General features: G+C 63.8%; 17 protein-coding genes. 8 read left to right on the top strand and 9 right to left on the bottom strand.

Going from position 1 to position 15,436, the window contains the following annotated elements; translation table 11 throughout:
* Positions 1–168: 168 nt before the first annotated feature.
* Complete coding sequence (locus JCM7686_RS17260; protein ID WP_041527438.1) at positions 169–756, top strand: glutathione S-transferase family protein; 588 nt, start codon at positions 169–171, stop codon at positions 754–756.
* On the opposite strand, the gene JCM7686_RS17255 is transcribed toward JCM7686_RS17260, so the two are convergent.
* The 5 genes from JCM7686_RS17255 to JCM7686_RS17235 form a co-directional block, all read right to left on the bottom strand.
* On the bottom strand, positions 732–1,904 hold the full coding sequence (locus tag JCM7686_RS17255; protein ID WP_084621194.1) for a TIGR03862 family flavoprotein: 1,173 nt from the start codon (positions 1,902–1,904) through the stop codon (positions 732–734). The genes JCM7686_RS17260 and JCM7686_RS17255 overlap by 25 nt on opposite strands.
* A gap of 41 nt (positions 1,905–1,945) precedes the next feature.
* Positions 1,946–2,974, bottom strand: a complete 1,029-nt coding sequence (holA, locus tag JCM7686_RS17250; RefSeq protein ID WP_020952082.1) for a DNA polymerase III subunit delta — start codon at positions 2,972–2,974, stop codon at positions 1,946–1,948.
* Positions 2,975–2,984: 10 nt separating this feature from the next.
* Positions 2,985–3,365: an LPS assembly lipoprotein LptE gene (gene lptE / locus JCM7686_RS17245; RefSeq protein WP_236635853.1), complete on the bottom strand. Its 381-nt coding sequence runs from the start codon at positions 3,363–3,365 to the stop codon at positions 2,985–2,987.
* Positions 3,366–3,462: 97 nt separating this feature from the next.
* On the bottom strand, positions 3,463–6,000 hold the full coding sequence (leuS, locus tag JCM7686_RS17240) for a leucine--tRNA ligase (protein ID WP_020952080.1): 2,538 nt from the start codon (positions 5,998–6,000) through the stop codon (positions 3,463–3,465).
* A gap of 104 nt (positions 6,001–6,104) precedes the next feature.
* Positions 6,105–6,605 (bottom strand): DUF3576 domain-containing protein, encoded by a 501-nt coding sequence (locus JCM7686_RS17235; RefSeq protein WP_041527437.1) that lies wholly within the window; start codon positions 6,603–6,605, stop codon positions 6,105–6,107.
* Positions 6,606–6,920: 315 nt separating this feature from the next.
* On the opposite strand from JCM7686_RS17235, the gene JCM7686_RS17230 reads away from it, so the two are divergent.
* Entirely contained in the window at positions 6,921–7,961 is a 1,041-nt protein-coding gene (locus JCM7686_RS17230) for a porin (protein ID WP_041527436.1), read from the top strand.
* Positions 7,962–8,063: 102 nt separating this feature from the next.
* Positions 8,064–8,717, top strand: coding sequence for a YggS family pyridoxal phosphate-dependent enzyme (locus JCM7686_RS17225; protein ID WP_020952077.1), 654 nt, complete (start codon positions 8,064–8,066; stop codon positions 8,715–8,717).
* Here the strand turns inward: JCM7686_RS17225 and JCM7686_RS17220 are convergent.
* Both JCM7686_RS17220 and ribA read right to left on the bottom strand, forming a co-directional pair.
* Complete coding sequence (locus JCM7686_RS17220) at positions 8,708–9,253, bottom strand: L,D-transpeptidase family protein (RefSeq protein WP_020952076.1); 546 nt, start codon at positions 9,251–9,253, stop codon at positions 8,708–8,710. The genes JCM7686_RS17225 and JCM7686_RS17220 overlap by 10 nt on opposite strands.
* Positions 9,250–10,311: a GTP cyclohydrolase II gene (gene ribA, locus JCM7686_RS17215; RefSeq protein ID WP_020952075.1), complete on the bottom strand. Its 1,062-nt coding sequence runs from the start codon at positions 10,309–10,311 to the stop codon at positions 9,250–9,252. Before ribA ends, JCM7686_RS17220 begins: the two co-directional genes overlap by 4 nt.
* A gap of 133 nt (positions 10,312–10,444) precedes the next feature.
* On the opposite strand from ribA, the gene JCM7686_RS17210 reads away from it, so the two are divergent.
* The 5 genes from JCM7686_RS17210 (at position 10,445) to JCM7686_RS17190 (ending at position 14,043) form a co-directional block, all read left to right on the top strand.
* Complete coding sequence (locus JCM7686_RS17210; protein ID WP_020952074.1) at positions 10,445–11,131, top strand: response regulator transcription factor; 687 nt, start codon at positions 10,445–10,447, stop codon at positions 11,129–11,131.
* Positions 11,132–11,397: 266 nt separating this feature from the next.
* Positions 11,398–12,183, top strand: coding sequence for an exodeoxyribonuclease III (locus JCM7686_RS17205; protein ID WP_020952073.1), 786 nt, complete (start codon positions 11,398–11,400; stop codon positions 12,181–12,183).
* A 104-nt stretch (positions 12,184–12,287) separates the two neighbouring features.
* Entirely contained in the window at positions 12,288–13,199 is a 912-nt protein-coding gene (locus tag JCM7686_RS17200; RefSeq protein WP_020952072.1) for a thioredoxin family protein, read from the top strand.
* A complete protein-coding gene (locus JCM7686_RS17195) occupies positions 13,199–13,837 on the top strand; it encodes an LON peptidase substrate-binding domain-containing protein (protein WP_020952071.1) in 639 nt (212 codons plus the stop codon). The genes JCM7686_RS17200 and JCM7686_RS17195 overlap by 1 nt, the downstream gene beginning before the upstream one ends.
* Entirely contained in the window at positions 13,834–14,043 is a 210-nt protein-coding gene (locus tag JCM7686_RS17190; RefSeq protein ID WP_020952070.1) for a Trm112 family protein, read from the top strand. The genes JCM7686_RS17195 and JCM7686_RS17190 overlap by 4 nt, the downstream gene beginning before the upstream one ends.
* A 71-nt stretch (positions 14,044–14,114) precedes the next feature.
* Here the strand turns inward: JCM7686_RS17190 and argC are convergent, their stop codons facing one another.
* Both argC and JCM7686_RS17180 read right to left on the bottom strand, forming a co-directional pair.
* Entirely contained in the window at positions 14,115–15,023 is a 909-nt protein-coding gene (gene argC / locus JCM7686_RS17185; protein WP_020952069.1) for an N-acetyl-gamma-glutamyl-phosphate reductase, read from the bottom strand.
* Between the two features lie 49 nt (positions 15,024–15,072).
* On the bottom strand, positions 15,073–15,402 hold the full coding sequence (locus JCM7686_RS17180) for a DUF779 domain-containing protein (protein WP_020952068.1): 330 nt from the start codon (positions 15,400–15,402) through the stop codon (positions 15,073–15,075).
* Between the last annotated feature and the right edge of the window lie 34 nt (positions 15,403–15,436).

The following is a 15,436-nucleotide window of genomic DNA, read 5'->3' as shown; positions in this document are numbered from 1 at the left end:
CGGGAATGCGAATTTCGCCAAGGTGAAGCGCCGCCGCGGTTGCGTCAATATGTCCCGCTTTGCCGAGCGCATGGCTCGCGGTTTGCTATGCGCCCCACGCATGGCTGCGCCGCGTTGTCGCGGATCATCCGAGGGAGTAATATGGCGGTAAGCTGAAGGAGAGCCGCCGTGTATCAGGTCATCGGAACGGTTCAAAGTCGCGCTTTTCGGGTGATCTGGATGCTCGAAGAGCTGGGCGTGCCCTATGAGCATGTCGCGGAAAGCCCGCAATCCGAAGGCGTGGCGACGCTCAATCCGGCGGGCAGGGGACCGATCCTCATCGTCGATGGCACCCCGATCAGCGATTCGACCGCGATCCTGACCTTTCTTGGCGATCGCCACGGCGCGCTATGCCATCTGCCGGGGTCCTTGCCGCGCGCGCGTCAGGACAGCCGGACGCAATTTCTGCTCGATGAGTTCGACGCCGCGCTGTGGCTGGCGGCGCGCCACAGTTTCATTTTGCCCGAAGATCTGCGGCTGGCCGCGATCAAGAACACCCTGCGCTGGGAATTCGAGCGCAGCCAGAAAACCCTCGCCAATCGCATGGCCGAGGGCGATTTCCTGATGGGCGACCGCATGACCTTGCCGGATTTCATCCTGACCCATTGCCTGACTTGGGCTCTGGCCGCGAAATTCCCGATCATTGAGCATCGGCTGACGGATTATCTCGACCGAATGCGGGCGCGTCCGGCTTACGACGCCGCCCGCTCCAGATAGGCCAAGGCGCCCAATCCGGCGCGTCGGCCGCTGGCAAGACAGCCGGTGAGCAAATAGCCCCCGGTCGGCGCCTCCCAATCGAGCATCTCCCCCGCCGCGAAAACGCCGGGCCGGGCCAGGAGTTCTAACTCTGGCGTCAGCGCTTCGGCGGTGATGCCCCCAGCAACCGAGATCGCCCGCGCGATTCCCGCCGCACCATCGTGGCGAAGCGGCAGGGCCTTGGCCGACCGTGCCAGCGCAATCGGTTCGGCAGGCAGCGGGCGACCCCATTCCAGCAAAAGCGCCGCCTTGACCGGATCGCCCAGCACGCGGCGCAACCGATTCCCCAGCGAAAGCTTCGCGGGCGCCTTGGCGAATCGCGCGGCAAGCTCGGCCTCGGCCAGATCCGGGGCCAGATCGACAAAGGCAGACGCGCCGTCGCGGATCTGCGCCGCGATCTCATAAATGCCGCCGCCCTCGATTCCCTCGCGCGAAATCACCCATTCCCCACGCGAGATCGCCGCGCCCGCATGGATGGCAACACCCTTGACCGCCTGACCGAAATGCGCCGCCATCGGTGCCGACCACGCGACCGCAAATCCCATATTCGCGGGGCGAAATGGCGCGACGCCAACCCCTGCGGCAGTCAAGGACGGAAGCCAGGCCGCATCCGATCCCAGCCGCGGCCAGCTCGCGCCGCCAAGCGCCAATACCGTGACCTTTGGGCGCAGCACTTGCGGCCCCTCCGGCGTCTCGAAAACCAGATCCGCGCCCTCAAACCCCCGCCAGCGCCAGCGCGTCCGCAACTCCGCGCCTTGCGCCTGCAACCGCGCCAACCAGGCCCGCAACAGCGGCGAGCCCTTCATGCCAAGCGGAAAGACCCGCCCGGTCGAGCCGGTAAACACCGCAATGTCCAAAGCCCGGGCAAAGGCGATGACCTCCTGCGGACCGAAGTCTTTCATGCCCAAATATCCATGCGAGCGCGCCGCCGGCGATCCCGCTTCAGCAAAGAGACTGCCCGAGAAACGGCTTAGAAAATCGGCCTCGTTCTCGTCCTTGGTCAGATTGAGCCCGGATTTTCCCGCCATCAGGAACTTGCGCGCGGGCGTCGGCATGGCTTCGGCAACCACGACCCGCCGCCCCGTCGCCGACAGAACATCAGCCGCCATCAGCCCGGCAGGCCCTGCGCCGATCACCACCGCGTCAAGGCTCACCGGCGGCCCCGGGGCATCATCGTCAGGCGAATGAGCGCGCGTTCGGTCAGCGCCATCAGCGGCGCGCGGCTCGAAGAGCGCAGGGTCAGATCGGTGTCGATCAAATGGTGAATCGCATCTTCCAGGGCGCGCATCCCCCAGCCCTGCAACTGCCGCGCCATGCGGTCGCGGCGTGGCCCGAAGACCGGAGGCTTCAGCCGCGCCAGCCCCTGCACCGGCCCATCCGGGTCCGAGGCCGCCTGATGCAAGGCGCGGAAATGGCGCAGCGCCGCGATGCAGATCGTGACCGGCGCCATGCCCTGCGCCTCGATCCGGCGCATCAGCCCGCCGAAATCCGCGCTGCGGCCTTCGGCGACCGCGGCGATCAGCTCGTCAAGCTCGGCGTCGATGGTGGCGGGGGCGAGCGCCGCGATTTCCGCCGGGGTCAGTGGCGTGGCATCACCATATTTGTAAAGCCCGAGCTTCTCGACGGTTTGGCGGAAGTCACCGGGATCGAGCGCGCGCGACAGCGCCACCATATCCTTCATCGCATCGCGCGGCACTTCGGGCAGACCGGCGTCGCGCAGCCAGCGGGTGATCTCCTCTTCGCCCGGCGGATCGTCATAGATCGGCGCGGCGACGGCGGCGGGATGGGCCTCGAAGAGCTTGCGCAGCGCCGAGCTTTTGGCCAGCGCCCCACCGACCACGACGATGACGGCATCGCCGGTCTTCCATTCGGCAATCGCCGCGGCAATCGCGGGGGCGCTCGCATCGGGTGTGTCATCGAGCAAGACGACGCGCGGCCCAGGAAAGAAGCCGACCGCCTTGACGGCATCAAGCAGTGCCGCTGGATCCTTGCGCAGCTCGGCGCCGCCGAACCGGGTCAGCCGCATTTCCTCTTCGGCGCCGGGCCCGGTCAGCGCGGCTACCGCCTCGGCGCGTTTCAGCGCGACACGCATGGCGTCTTGTCCATAGATCAGCAGCGCGGGCCGGGTCGGATCGGGGCGCGCCAGATAGCGGGCGATCTCGGCGCCTTTGAGATTCACAGGACCGTTGTCACAGCGAGGCGACCCCGTAGATCCGCGTCACCACCTGATCGGCCAGCATGAAGGCGAGCCGGTCATGGGCGTCCTGTTCGGCGGCCATGGTGGCGATGGTCGTGCCGGTGGTCGAATAGGAGGTGAAGTTGTTCACTTGCCCCCGGGTCACGATCTTGCCGGTTGCCGAGTCGCGCAAGGTGAACTCTGCCGAGCCGTTCAGCGCATAGCGCGTCGTGATCTCGTTTGGCGTGATCGCCTGCGGCACGACCGCGATCAGCAGTTTGTAATCAAGATCATAGGTCGCATCCTGCGCCGGGCCGAGCCGCTCGGTGACGCGCCGGACAAAGGCGAAATCATCCATCGTTTTCGGATCGGCCGAACGGACCTTGCCAAACATTTTCGTGCCGGCTCCACCCGGTGCATAGACCGGGGTGAAGCCACAGGCGGCAAGGCCGCTGACGCCGGCCAAAAGGCCAGCGCGAAGGAAAGTCCGTCTAGACCACGACATTGACGATACGCCCCGGAACCACGATCAGCTTCTTCGGAGCCGACCCTTCCAGGAAACGCTGCACGGTTTCGTCCTGCAGGACAAGGGCCTCGATCTCTTCCTTGGACATATCCTTGGGAACCGAGATTTCCGCGCGACGCTTGCCGTTGATCTGGATCGGCAGCACGAGATTGTCGTCAACCAGCAGCGCCGGATCGGCTTTCGGCCAGGCCGCGTCCACGACCATGCCCGCGCCCCCGGCTTTCGCCCAGAGATCTTCGGCCAGATGCGGGACCATCGGCGCCATCAACTGCGCGAGAATCCGCAAAGCCGCACGCCGCGAATCGCCGCCGCCGGTCGATTTGCCGATCGCATTGGCCAGCTCATAGACCTTGGCCACGGCCTTGTTGAAGGCGAAGCTGTCGATCGAGCGGGTGATCTCGTCGATCGCGCGATGGGTGGCGCGGGTCAGATCGAGATCCTCGTCGCCCTCGGGAATCGCATCGGCCAGACGCCAGACGCGCGAGAGGAAGCGGTTCGAGGCCTCGGCCCCCGAGGCGGTCCATTCCACGTCACGCTCGGGCGGGCTGTCGGACAGCATGAACCAACGCGCGGTATCGGCGCCGAAATTCTCGACGATATTGACCGGATCGACGACGTTCTTCTTCGATTTCGACATTTTGGCCGAGGGGATAATCTCGACCACCGTGCCATCGGCCAGCTTGCCGTCGGTCACATCCTCGGGGAGGTGATAGACCGCGCGGCCGCGCTCGTCGCGGGTCAGGTAGATCTCATGCGTGACCATGCCTTGCGTGAAGAGCGCGTTGAAAGGCTCGCGCGATTTCTCGGGCAGGTGGTTGGTTTTGACCATCGCGCGGGCAAAGAAGCGCGAATAGAGCAGGTGGAGAATCGCATGTTCGATCCCGCCGATATACTGGTCGACGTTCATCCAGTAATCGGCATCCTCGCGCACGGTCGGCGTCGCGGCATGGGGCGCGGTGAAACGGGCGTAATACCAGGACGAATCGACAAAGGTGTCCATCGTATCGGTCTCGCGCCGCGCCGGTTTGCCGCAATTCGGGCAGGTGGTGTTGCGCCAGGTCGGGTGACGGTCAAGCGGGTTGCCCGGCACGTCGAAGGTCACATCCTGCGGCAGAAGAATCGGCAGATTCTCTTTCTTCTCGGGGACCGTGCCGCAGGCGTCGCAATGGACGACCGGAATCGGGCAGCCCCAATAGCGCTGGCGGGAAATCCCCCAGTCGCGCAGACGGTATTTCGTGACGCCCTGACCAAAGCCCGCGGTTTCGGCAAAGTCGATGGCGGCGGCAACGGCGGCCTCGCCGGTCTGATCGGTCTCGCCGGCAAAGCCACGGACATAGGTCACGACCTCGGTCTTGGTCGGAACGTAGGGCGCGCTGGCAACCAGCGCATCCGCCTGGGCCTGATCCATGCCTTTTTCGCCGAAGGTCGCGCGAATCTCGAGGCCGTATTTCGTCGCGAATTCATGGTCGCGCTCGTCATGGGCGGGCGAGCCGAAGATCGCGCCGGTGCCGTAATCCATCAGCACGAAATTCGCGATCCAGACCGGAAGTTCCCACGTCGGATCAAGGGGATGGCGCACACGGATGCCGGTGTCGAAGCCGACTTTCGGCGCCTTTTCCAGCTCTTCCTCGGTCGTGCCGATCTGGCGGGCCTCGGCGGCGAAAGCGGCGGCTTCGGGGTTCCCGGCCTCGATGGCTTTCGCCAAAGGATGGTCAGCCGAAATCGCGACAAAGCTTGCGCCGCGCAGCGTGTCGGGGCGGGTCGTATAGACCTCGATCTTGTCGAATCCTTCGGGCGCATTGGCGGTCTCGAACGAGAATTGCAGCCCGCGCGAGCGGCCGATCCAGTTTTGCTGCATCAGCCGGACCTTCTCCGGCCAGCCGTTGAGATCGTCCAAAGCGGTCAGGAGTTCGTCCGAGTAATCCGAAATCCGGAAGAACCATTGCGTGAGCTCGCGCCGCTCGACCAGCGCGCCCGAGCGCCAGCCGCGCCCGTTCTCGACCTGCTCATTGGCGAGCACGGTCATATCGACCGGGTCCCAGTTCACAACGGCATTCTTGCGGTAAATCAGCCCGGCATCGAGGAAGTCGAGGAACATCGACTGCTGCTGGCCGACATAATCATCGTCGCAGGTCGCGAATTCGCGGCTCCAGTCGATCGAGAGACCGAGCGGTTTGAGCTGCTCGCGCATCGTGGCGATGTTGTTATAGGTCCAGGTGCGCGGATGGCCGCCCTGCTCCATTGCGGCGTTTTCAGCGGGCATCCCGAAGGCGTCCCAGCCCATCGGATGCAGCACGGAAAAGCCCTGCGCCCGCTTATAGCGCGCGACCACGTCGCCCATCGTATAGTTGCGGACATGCCCCATATGGATGCGGCCCGAAGGGTAGGGGAACATCTCGAGGACGTAATATTTCGGGCGGTCGTCGCGGGTGGCGAGGAAGGCTTCGGAGGCTTCCCATGCAGCCTGCCAGCGCGTTTCGCTTTTCGCGGGATCGTAGGACATGTGAGCCTCCGGGCATCAGATTTGCCCGCAGGGTTTATACATGACGCAAGGCGAGGTCCAGCGCCCCCGGACGGGGCGCTTGGCTCACTTGAGAGAAGAAAGGCTTAAAGGCCGCCGTCGCGCACGCGCAGCTGACGCGCGCGGGTCAGAATGGCGTCTTCGACCTGGCGCACGGTTTCGGGCGCGACTGCGCTGCCGTTCGGGCCTTGCAGCGACACCTTGAGCGAGCGGGCATCCAGCGCCGGGTCCGAGACCTTGATCGAGGCGCGGTAAGACCGGCCACCACCCGGAGGCGTGCCGTAGCCCGTCACGATCATGCCGGTGAAAGGATCGACCGACTGGATCGGCAGGAAGTTCAGCACTTCAAGGCTGGCGTTCCACAGATAGCGGTTCACGGCGACCGCATTGTTCGGATTCTGCCGGTTCGCGAACAGATCCCAGATGGTTGATTCTTGCCTTGGCTGCGCGGCGGCCTGCTGGCGCGCGCCTCCGCCGCCAGAACCGAAGCCAGAGCTGGCCGGGCTCGAGCCCAAGCCGCCGCCACAGGCGGTCAGCCCTGCGATCATCATCAGGGTTGCGGTCAGCCGTGCGGCGCGAATGGTCATGTGAATGTCCCCCGGAACGTTCTCGTGCGAGCCATAGCGCAATTTGTGCCATTGCGACAAGGGATCACCGGAGCCCCTTATCCCAACGCGCCCACGAGAGCGACAATTCCCGCCGACAGAGCGGGCATAAAGCGAGCGCAGAGGGCGGAATGGGGGCGTTGCAACGGGGTGTGGCCCTTGTGCATCACAAATACCCTTAAACATTTTCCCATTCCCCGTTTCCGTTGCAAACCGGGGGGAGACAAGCGACATACGGTTCATACCCCAATCCGGGACAACTGGATGGGGCACATGAGAGAGATAAGAGGGAAAACCATGAAAAAGGTTCTTTTCGCTACCAGCGCCCTGGTCCTGTCGGCTGGCTTCGCTTCGGCTGAAGTCGCTGTCTCGGGTGACGGCCGCATGGGTATGATCTACGACGGTAACGACGTCCAGTTCGCCAGCCGCGCTCGCGTCCTGTTCACCCTGACCGGTGAGTCGGATGCTGGCCTGTCGTTCGGCGCCAAATTCCGCGTTGACCAAGAAAACTACAAAGCAGATCCCTACCGTTCGGCCGCTCGCGGTTCGGCTGGTCAGATCTGGATCTCGGGCACCTATGGCAAGCTGTCGATGGGTGACGTTGTTTCGGCTTCGGAAGCTGCAATCGGCGACCTCTATGAAGTCGGCTACACCGATGGCGCAGTTGCTTTCGACTCGGAAGAAATCAGCTACCTGACCGCTGACGGCAACAACCTCGGCCAAGGCCCGGCTGTTCTGTACGAATACGGCATCAACGGCTTCACCTTCTACGCGTCGGCAACCGATGGTTCGGACCGCTCGTGGGGTTCGGTGACCTTCGGTGACAACACCGAAGACGAAGACGCTCTGTCGAACAAAGTCGCCTACTCGCTCGCAGCGAAATACGAAGTTGACAACTACAATGTCGGCCTCGGCTTCGGCAAGCACGGCGATGCGAAAGAAATCGTCCTCGGTGCCGAAGGCAAATTCGACCAGTTCTCGGTTAAAGGTGTGTACGCACACTACAAAGACCGTTCGGCTGTCGACGCTTTCGCAGCGATCACCGGCAAGAACCCGATCACCAACGCTGCTGGCGCCAACGTGACCGGCGACTACAACTTCAAAAGCACGATCGGTCTGTCGGGTGCCTACCAGGCTGACGCTCTGCTCGTGAAAGCCTTCTGGCGTCAAGACAAGTTCACCACCGATGTTGTTGGCCTCTCGAACGAGAAGTACAACTCCTACGGCATCGGCGCTGACTACGATCTGGGCGGCGGCGCAACCCTGGCTGGTGGCATCATCGACACCGACTACCTGCAAGACACCGTTGCCGACCTCGGCATCAAGTTCAAATTCTGATCTAATCAGAATTCGGAATGAAAGAGCGGGCCTCGTGCCCGCTCTTTTCATTTTCGGGCCCGGAGTTATCTTGGCCCGGAAACGAAGAAGGGCTGGAAGATCATGGGGCTGACAGAGATCAAGGATCGCATCGCCGCGGCAGAGACCGCCGCAGGCCGGGTGCCGGGCAGCGTCACGCTGATCGCGGTCAGCAAGGTCCAGCCCGCCGCGCGGGTCGAGGCGATTCTGGAGGCCGGCCAAAAGGTTTTTGGCGAAAATTATGTGCAAGAGGCTGCTGGCAAATGGCCGGGCTGGCGCGCGACCTTCCCCGGGGTCGAGGTCCATATGATCGGGCCCTTGCAGACCAACAAGCTCAAGCAGGCGCTTGAAATTTTCGATGCAATTCATACGATTGACCGTGCCGGGCTGGCAGAAAAGCTGGCGCGTCAGGTGCAGGCGCGTGGCGCCTGTCCGCAGCTGTTCGTGCAGGTCAATACCGGGTCAGAGCCGCAAAAGGCGGGGATTCTGCCCGAGGATGCCGACGCCTTCATCGCCTCGTGCCGGGCGCTTGATCTGCCGTTGACGGGGCTGATGTGCATCCCGCCCGAGGATCAGGACCCCGCGCCGCATTTTACCGCTCTGGCCGGGATCGCCGCGCGCAACGGGCTGGCCGGGCTCTCGATGGGCATGTCCTCGGATTTCGAGGCGGCGATCGCCGCGGGCGCGACCCATGTCCGGGTCGGCTCGGCGATTTTCGGGGCGCGCTCTTATACCTGAGAGGCGAGGGCGCGCTGGACGGTGCTGAAGCGCTGCATCCCCTCGGGGACGATCAGCGTCGCGCCGGGGGCCACGCGCTCGGCCAGCCAGCGCAGATCGGCGCGCGACATGGCGATGCAACCCGCTGTCGGCGCGCCGGGGCGACGCCATTGATGCAGAAAGATCGCTGAACCGCGACCGGGGCGCGCCTTGGGCCAGTTCCAATCGGTCAAGAGGATCAGATCATAAAGCGGATCGGCGCGACGCAAGGCCTCGTGGCTCGGGGCGTAGGGCGCGCGGACATGGCTGTTATAGGCCGGATCGTCCGAGGCATCGCTCCAGAGATCGCCGGGCAGGATTGCGCGGGCCCAAGGTGCGGGTTGGGTGATGCGGTCGGGCCGGTAGAGCATGCCGACGATGCGGTGATGCCCGACCGGCGTCGCGCCATCGCCCTCGCGCTTGTCGGCGCGCACACCGCCGCGACCTGCCGAGCAGGGCAGGGTCCGGCCTTGGAAGAACAGCCCGCGCGGGGTCAGCAGCAGATCGTCCGGCGTCACAGCAAATGCCCCGATTTTTCGGCCTTCACAGCAAGATATCCTTCGTTGAAACGGTTGGTCGGCGTGATCAGCGGCACACGCTCGGGGACTTGGATGCCGTGACCTTCCAGCATGGCGACCTTGCGCGGGTTGTTGGTCATCAGTCGGACCGCGCCAAAGCCCATCTTGCGCAGGATGCCCGCGCCGATGCGGAAATCGCGCTCGTCATCTTCAAAGCCGAGGCGGTGGTTGGCCTCGACCGTGTCAAATCCCTGATTTTGCAGAGAATAAGCGCGCATCTTATTGGCCAGCCCGATGCCGCGCCCCTCTTGGTTCAGGTAAAGCAGCACGCCCGAGCCATTCTGGCCCATCGCCTCCAGCGCCGCGTGAAGCTGCGGGCCGCAGTCGCATTTGAGGCTGCCGAGCACGTCGCCGGTGTAGCAAGCCGAATGCAGCCGGGCGAGCACGGGCTGGTCGCGGGGCGGGTCGCCGATCTCGACCGCGTAATGTTCGGCCGCGCCATCATCGGGACGGAAGATGTGCAGTTTCGAATTCTCGGCGCGCGACAGCGGCAGGCGCGCGGCGGCGACATCGGCCATCGTCGCTTCGGTCGCGAGCTGCGCGAGCGCGGCATCGGGGGCGAGCGCGGTCAGCCCGGGCGGCGGGTCGCTGATCGGGATCATCAGCGCGGCGGGCAGCAACTGCGCCGATTTCACCAAAGCGATGGCCGCGCGATGGGGGGCGGCATCGCCGCCGCGCTCGGATTGCAGCGGGCCCTTCATTGGGGTCATCAGATCGCCCGCCGGATCGGCCACAGCGCGCAGCCAGGCGTGATCGGCGCTCTCTGGGACGCGGATCCGCGCCAGATCGCGGTCATAGACCCGCGCCTTCAGCGTCGCGGCGCGCCAGTCGGTGATCGCGAGCGTGGCGGGGCCAAGCGCGCGCAGGCTGGCCAGCCGCTCGGGTGACAAGGTCTCGACCGCGGCGGCCAGATAGCCTCCGACAACGATGGGCAAACCCATGCGCAGATCAGAGCGGGCGCGCGAAACGGTTTCGGCAAGTGTGGGAATCAGGCTCATGACGCTCGCGGAAGTGAAACAATTTGAAACATATCGGCGTTATCCGACAACTCCATGTGAGAAACCATGACAGCCGCTGGACCTTTTGCCGGTCTGTTTGCAGGTTTCCCTCAACAAGCCAAAGGAGGCAAGTATGGCCGGACTTAAAAAGATCCTTCTGGTCGATGACGAGGATGACCTGCGCGAAGCGCTGGCCGAACAGCTTGTCGCGACGGAAGATTTCGACGTTTTCGAAGTCGGCAACGGGCATGACGCGGTCGAGCGCACCAAGGGCGCGATTTTCGATCTGATCATCCTCGATGTCGGCCTGCCCGATACCGACGGGCGCGAGCTGTGCAAGCGGCTGCGCAAGCAGGGCGTGAAATGCCCGATCATCATGCTGACCGGCCATGACACCGATGCGGATACCATTCTGGGTCTCGATTCGGGTGCCAATGACTATATCACCAAGCCGTTCAAATTCCCGGTTTTGCTGGCCCGTCTGCGCGCACAGCTGCGCACGCATGAGCAGTCCGAGGATGCGATTTTCCAGCTTGGCCCTTATACGTTCAAACCAGCCATGAAGATGTTGGTCGATCAGAAGGACCGCAAGATCCGCCTGACCGAGAAAGAGACCAATATCCTCAAATTCCTCTATCGCGCCTCGGATGGCGTGGTCCCGCGCGAGGTCCTGTTGCATGAGGTCTGGGGCTATAATGCCGGCGTGACCACCCATACGCTGGAAACCCACATCTATCGCCTTCGCCAGAAGATCGAGCCCGATCCCTCGAATGCCCGGCTTCTTGTCACCGAGAGCGGTGGCTATCGGTTGGTCGCGTAATCGTGTGAAGAAGTGGGGAACCGGGACGCTCACTCGGTGTTAGCTTTGTGAAACATATAGTGATGCGTAGCGAATGACCCCGTGGCCTGGGATATGGCCATCTCCCTCCCTGTCTCTCAAACTGCCCCGGTCTTCGTGCCGGGGCTTCTCTTTTGGGGCGGGCCGTTCTGTGAAGGGGGGCGATCCGCGCGCGCCGCGCGTTTGGGCCTTCTCGACACCGGACCGGGCAGGGGGTAGGGTCACGCGACCTCAAAAGGAGCGTGCCCATGTTCACCCTCGCCACCTGGAACATCAACTCGGTCCGTCTGCGCGAGGCGCTGGTTGCACGGCTTTTGCAAGACGAGGCGCCGGATGTTTTGTGCCTGCAAGAGTGCAAAAGCCCGGTCGACAAGATCCCGATGGAGGCCTTCCGCGCGCTTGGCTACACCCATCTCGTGGCGCGCGGCCAGAAGGGCTATAACGGCGTCGCGATCCTCTCGAAACTGCCGATCGAGGATGCGGGCGACCGCGATTATGCCGGCCTTGGCCATGCCCGCCATGTTGCCGCACGGCTGGAAAACGGCGTCACCATCCACAATTTCTATGTGCCCGCCGGTGGCGATATTCCCGATCGCGAGCAGAATGTGAAATTCGGCCAGAAGCTCGATTTCCTGACCGAGATGCGCGACGTCTTCCACGCCGACAACCCGCAAAAGTCGATCATGGTCGGCGATCTGAACATCGCGCCGCGTGAAGACGATGTCTGGAACCACAAGGCGCTGTTGAAGATCGTCAGCCACACGCCGATCGAGGTCGAGCATCTTGCGCAGGCGCAGGATGCGGGCAACTGGGACGATGTGACGCGCAAGGATATCCCCGAGGGGCGGCTCTATTCGTGGTGGAGCTACCGCTCGCCCGATTGGGATGCCGCTGACAAGGGCCGCCGCCTCGACCATATCTGGGCCACGCCCGACATCGCCAATGCCGCGCACGGCAGCCGCATCCTGCGTCCGGTGCGCGGATGGGAGCAGCCGAGCGACCACGTTCCGGTACTTGCGAGCTTCGATCTCTAAGCCTGTCCGGCATTTCGGACGCATCTTCGCTTTCGTCCCCTTGGCGCTTGCCCCCTCGGGAACCTATATTCGCGACAACACCCATTCTTTCAGGGAAATTGAACATGCTGCTGTCCGACACGACCGCGAACCAGACGAACACCGCCGATTTCATCAAGGATGTCACCGAAGCGACCTTCATGCAGGATGTCGTCGAGGCCTCGATGGAGCGCCCGGTGATCGTCGATTTCTGGGCGCCGTGGTGCGGCCCCTGCAAGACGCTTGGACCCCAGCTTGAGGCTGAGGTCGCCAAAGCCAAGGGCCGCGTCCATATGGCCAAGGTCAATGTCGACGAAAACCAGATGATCGCGGGCCAGCTGCGCGTGCAGTCGATCCCGATGGTCTATGCCTTCTTCCAAGGCCAGCCGGTCGATGCCTTCCAAGGCGCGATCCCGCCCAGCCAGATCAAGCAATTCGTGGAAAAGCTGGTCGCGATGGGCGGCGATGACGGCGGTCTGGGCGCGGCGCTCGAAGCGGCGGAGACCATGCTCGAGGAAGGTGCCGCCGAAGATGCGGGCGAGACCTTCAGCGCGATCCTTGGCGAAGAGCCGGAAAACCCGCAGGCCTGGGGCGGGCTCATCCGCGCGCAGCTCGCGCAGGGCAAGCTGACCGAGGCTGCCGACACGCTGGCCACCGTGCCCGCCGCTGCGGCCACCGCCGCCCCGGTCGAGGCCGCGCGCGCCCAGCTGCAACTTGCGCAGCAGGCCGAAAAGGCGGGCCCCTTGGACGAGCTTCGCGCCAAGGTCGATGCCGATCCCGCCGATCAGCAGGCCCGGTTCGACTATGCGACCGCGCTGCATGCGGCGGGTCAGGTCGAAGAGGCGATCGACCAGCTTCTCGACGCCTTCCGCCGCGATCGCGAATGGAACGACGGCGCCGCCAAAGCCCAGCTTTTCACGATTTTCGATTCGCTGAAACCGACGGATCCTGTGGCGCAAAAGGGCCGGCGACGCCTGTCCTCGCTGATCTTCTCCTGATGCTGCGCCGCTTCGATCTTCCGGATTCGCTTCCGCTCTTCCCCTTGCCGGGTGCCGTGGTCATGCCGCGCGCCCGGTTGCCCCTGCAGATCTACGAGCCGCGCTATCTTCAGATGATCGAGGATGCGCTCAAGACCTCGCACCGCCTGATCGGGATGATCCAGCCGCAGGAAGGCGCGCTGGAAGATCTCGCGCAGGTCGGCACGGCGGCCCGGATCGTTTCCTTCACCGAGGTCGATGACGGGCGCTACATGATCACGCTCGGCGCGGTCTCGCGCTTTCGCCTGACCGGCGTGCGGCCGGGCTTCACGCCCTACCTCATCGGCGACGCGGATTGGAGCGATTACCCGCTCGACCGTGGGCTTCAGCCCGAAACCGATCCGGGCTTCAGCCGTCCCGGCCTTCTGGGCAAGCTGCGCCGCTTCATGGATTCGCATGAGCTGTCCACCGATTGGGACGCGGCCGAAACCGTCGAGGACGAGATGCTGGTCAATTCGCTCTCGATGCTCTTGCCCTTCCATCCCGAGGAAAAGCAGGCGCTCCTTGAGGCGCGCAATCTGACCGAGCGGCGCCAGATGCTGGACGGGCTGCTCGATTACGCGCTTCTCAGCGGCGACAAAGAGGAAACCATCCAATGACCGACACCACCGCGCCGCGCCAGACCCGCGAGTTCGACCGCCATATGCTCGAAGCTCTGGTCTGCCCGGTCACCCATACCGGGCTGCGCTATGATGCGACCCGGCAAGAGCTGATCTCGACCGCAGCAGGTCTTGCCTTCCCGATCCATGACGGCATCCCGATCATGCTGGTCGGCGAGGCCCGCCAGATCAAAGCCGACGACTGAAAGCCATAGCGGACCGAAACGAAAAAGGCGCGGGGGTCACCCGCGCCTTTTGCATTCGACCTACAGGGGGGTCAAAGCCCCGCCGTTTCCTCAGCGCCCAGCATAAGGTTGAGGTTTTGCACCGCCGCGCCCGATGCGCCCTTGCCAAGATTGTCCAGCACCGCAACCAGAACCGCGCAGCCGTTTTCCTCGTCGCCATGGACCGAGATCTCAAGCTGGTTGGTGCCATTGAGCGCCGTCGGCACAACCCGCGGCGCGGCATCGACGACACTGACGAAGGCCTGTCCGGCGTAATGGGCCTGCAGCGCATCGCGCAGATTGCTCAGATTGCGCGAATTATCGAGATGCAATGGCACCTGCACGGCCATGCCTTGGGCGAAATTCCCGACCGAAGGCGCAAAGACCGGCCGCCTGGACAGCCCGGTATAGCGCGAGATCTCGGGCAGATGCTTGTGCTTCTGGGTCAGCGCATAGACGAAGAAATCAGGCGCCTCGCCCGCCTCAAATTCGCCGATCAGCTCTTTGCCGCCACCGGTATAACCCGAGACCGCATTGATCGACAAAGCCTCGTCCTTGCCAATCAGCCCGGCCGTCACCAAAGGCGCCAGCAAAGCGATCGCGCCTGTCGAATAGCAGCCCGGGTTCGAGACATATTTCGCCCCGGCAATCCGCGCGCGCATATCCGCTGCGAGCTCGGCAAAGCCAAAGACCCAATCGGGATGAACCCGATGCGCGGTCGAGGCGTCGATGAAACGCACATCCAGCCCCTCGGCCAAAGCCACCGCCTCTTTCGCCGCCTGATCAGGCAGGCAAAGGATCGCGACATCGGCCGCCGCCAGGGCCGCGCGTCGTGCGCCCGCATCCTTGCGCAACGCCGGATCGATCTGGATCAGCTCGATATCGGACCGCTGCACCAGCCTGTCACGGATCTGAAGACCCGTCGTGCCAGCCTCACCGTCGATGAAAACCTTATAAGCCATGGATGCGTCTCCTTTGGGCCTTCCTACCGCCCAAGCCCGCACCGATCAATCAGCGCGCGCATATCTCCGAGCGCACGAGGAAACGCTTCTCGCGCCCATTGTCCAGAGAAAACATGCCGCCACGCCCCGGAACCACGTCGATAACCAGATCAGTGTGTTCCCAAGCCGCCGCTTGCGTCTCGGACATATAGAACGGCATCCCGCCGATCTCGCCCAGTTTCACGTCGCGCTCGCCCAACCGGAAATCGCCTTGGGCGTAACACATCGGGCTCGACCCATCGCAACAGCCGCCCGATTGATGAAACATCACCGGCCCATGATCGGCGACAATCTCTTCGATCAGCTTCAGTGCCTCTTGCGTCGCGACAACCGTGCCCATGATCTTTCTCTTTCAGAAAAATACCCCCGCCGGA

Origin of the sequence: Paracoccus aminophilus JCM 7686, assembly GCF_000444995.1 — a bacterium.
In the GTDB taxonomy this organism is placed as follows: domain Bacteria; phylum Pseudomonadota; class Alphaproteobacteria; order Rhodobacterales; family Rhodobacteraceae; genus Paracoccus; species Paracoccus aminophilus.
The sequence above is the reverse complement of the archived record's forward strand: the minus strand, read 5'-3'. Positions and strand labels throughout refer to the sequence as shown.

Coding starts and splice junctions, on each gene's coding strand:
- JCM7686_RS17180 (WP_020952068.1), bottom strand. CDS start 15,402: ATGGGCACGGTTGTCGCGACGCAAGAGGCACTGAAGCTGATCGAAGAG.
- JCM7686_RS17225 (WP_020952077.1), top strand. CDS start 8,064: ATGGGGCTGACAGAGATCAAGGATCGCATCGCCGCGGCAGAGACCGCC.
- lptE (WP_236635853.1), bottom strand. CDS start 3,365: ATGTTTGGCAAGGTCCGTTCGGCCGATCCGAAAACGATGGATGATTTC.
- JCM7686_RS17195 (WP_020952071.1), top strand. CDS start 13,199: ATGCTGCGCCGCTTCGATCTTCCGGATTCGCTTCCGCTCTTCCCCTTG.
- argC (WP_020952069.1), bottom strand. CDS start 15,023: ATGGCTTATAAGGTTTTCATCGACGGTGAGGCTGGCACGACGGGTCTT.
- JCM7686_RS17235 (WP_041527437.1), bottom strand. CDS start 6,605: ATGACCATTCGCGCCGCACGGCTGACCGCAACCCTGATGATGATCGCA.
- JCM7686_RS17190 (WP_020952070.1), top strand. CDS start 13,834: ATGACCGACACCACCGCGCCGCGCCAGACCCGCGAGTTCGACCGCCAT.
- JCM7686_RS17255 (WP_084621194.1), bottom strand. CDS start 1,904: ATGGCGGCTGATGTTCTGTCGGCGACGGGGCGGCGGGTCGTGGTTGCC.
- JCM7686_RS17205 (WP_020952073.1), top strand. CDS start 11,398: ATGTTCACCCTCGCCACCTGGAACATCAACTCGGTCCGTCTGCGCGAG.
- ribA (WP_020952075.1), bottom strand. CDS start 10,311: ATGAGCCTGATTCCCACACTTGCCGAAACCGTTTCGCGCGCCCGCTCT.
- JCM7686_RS17200 (WP_020952072.1), top strand. CDS start 12,288: ATGCTGCTGTCCGACACGACCGCGAACCAGACGAACACCGCCGATTTC.
- leuS (WP_020952080.1), bottom strand. CDS start 6,000: ATGTCCTACGATCCCGCGAAAAGCGAAACGCGCTGGCAGGCTGCATGG.
- JCM7686_RS17210 (WP_020952074.1), top strand. CDS start 10,445: ATGGCCGGACTTAAAAAGATCCTTCTGGTCGATGACGAGGATGACCTG.
- JCM7686_RS17230 (WP_041527436.1), top strand. CDS start 6,921: ATGAAAAAGGTTCTTTTCGCTACCAGCGCCCTGGTCCTGTCGGCTGGC.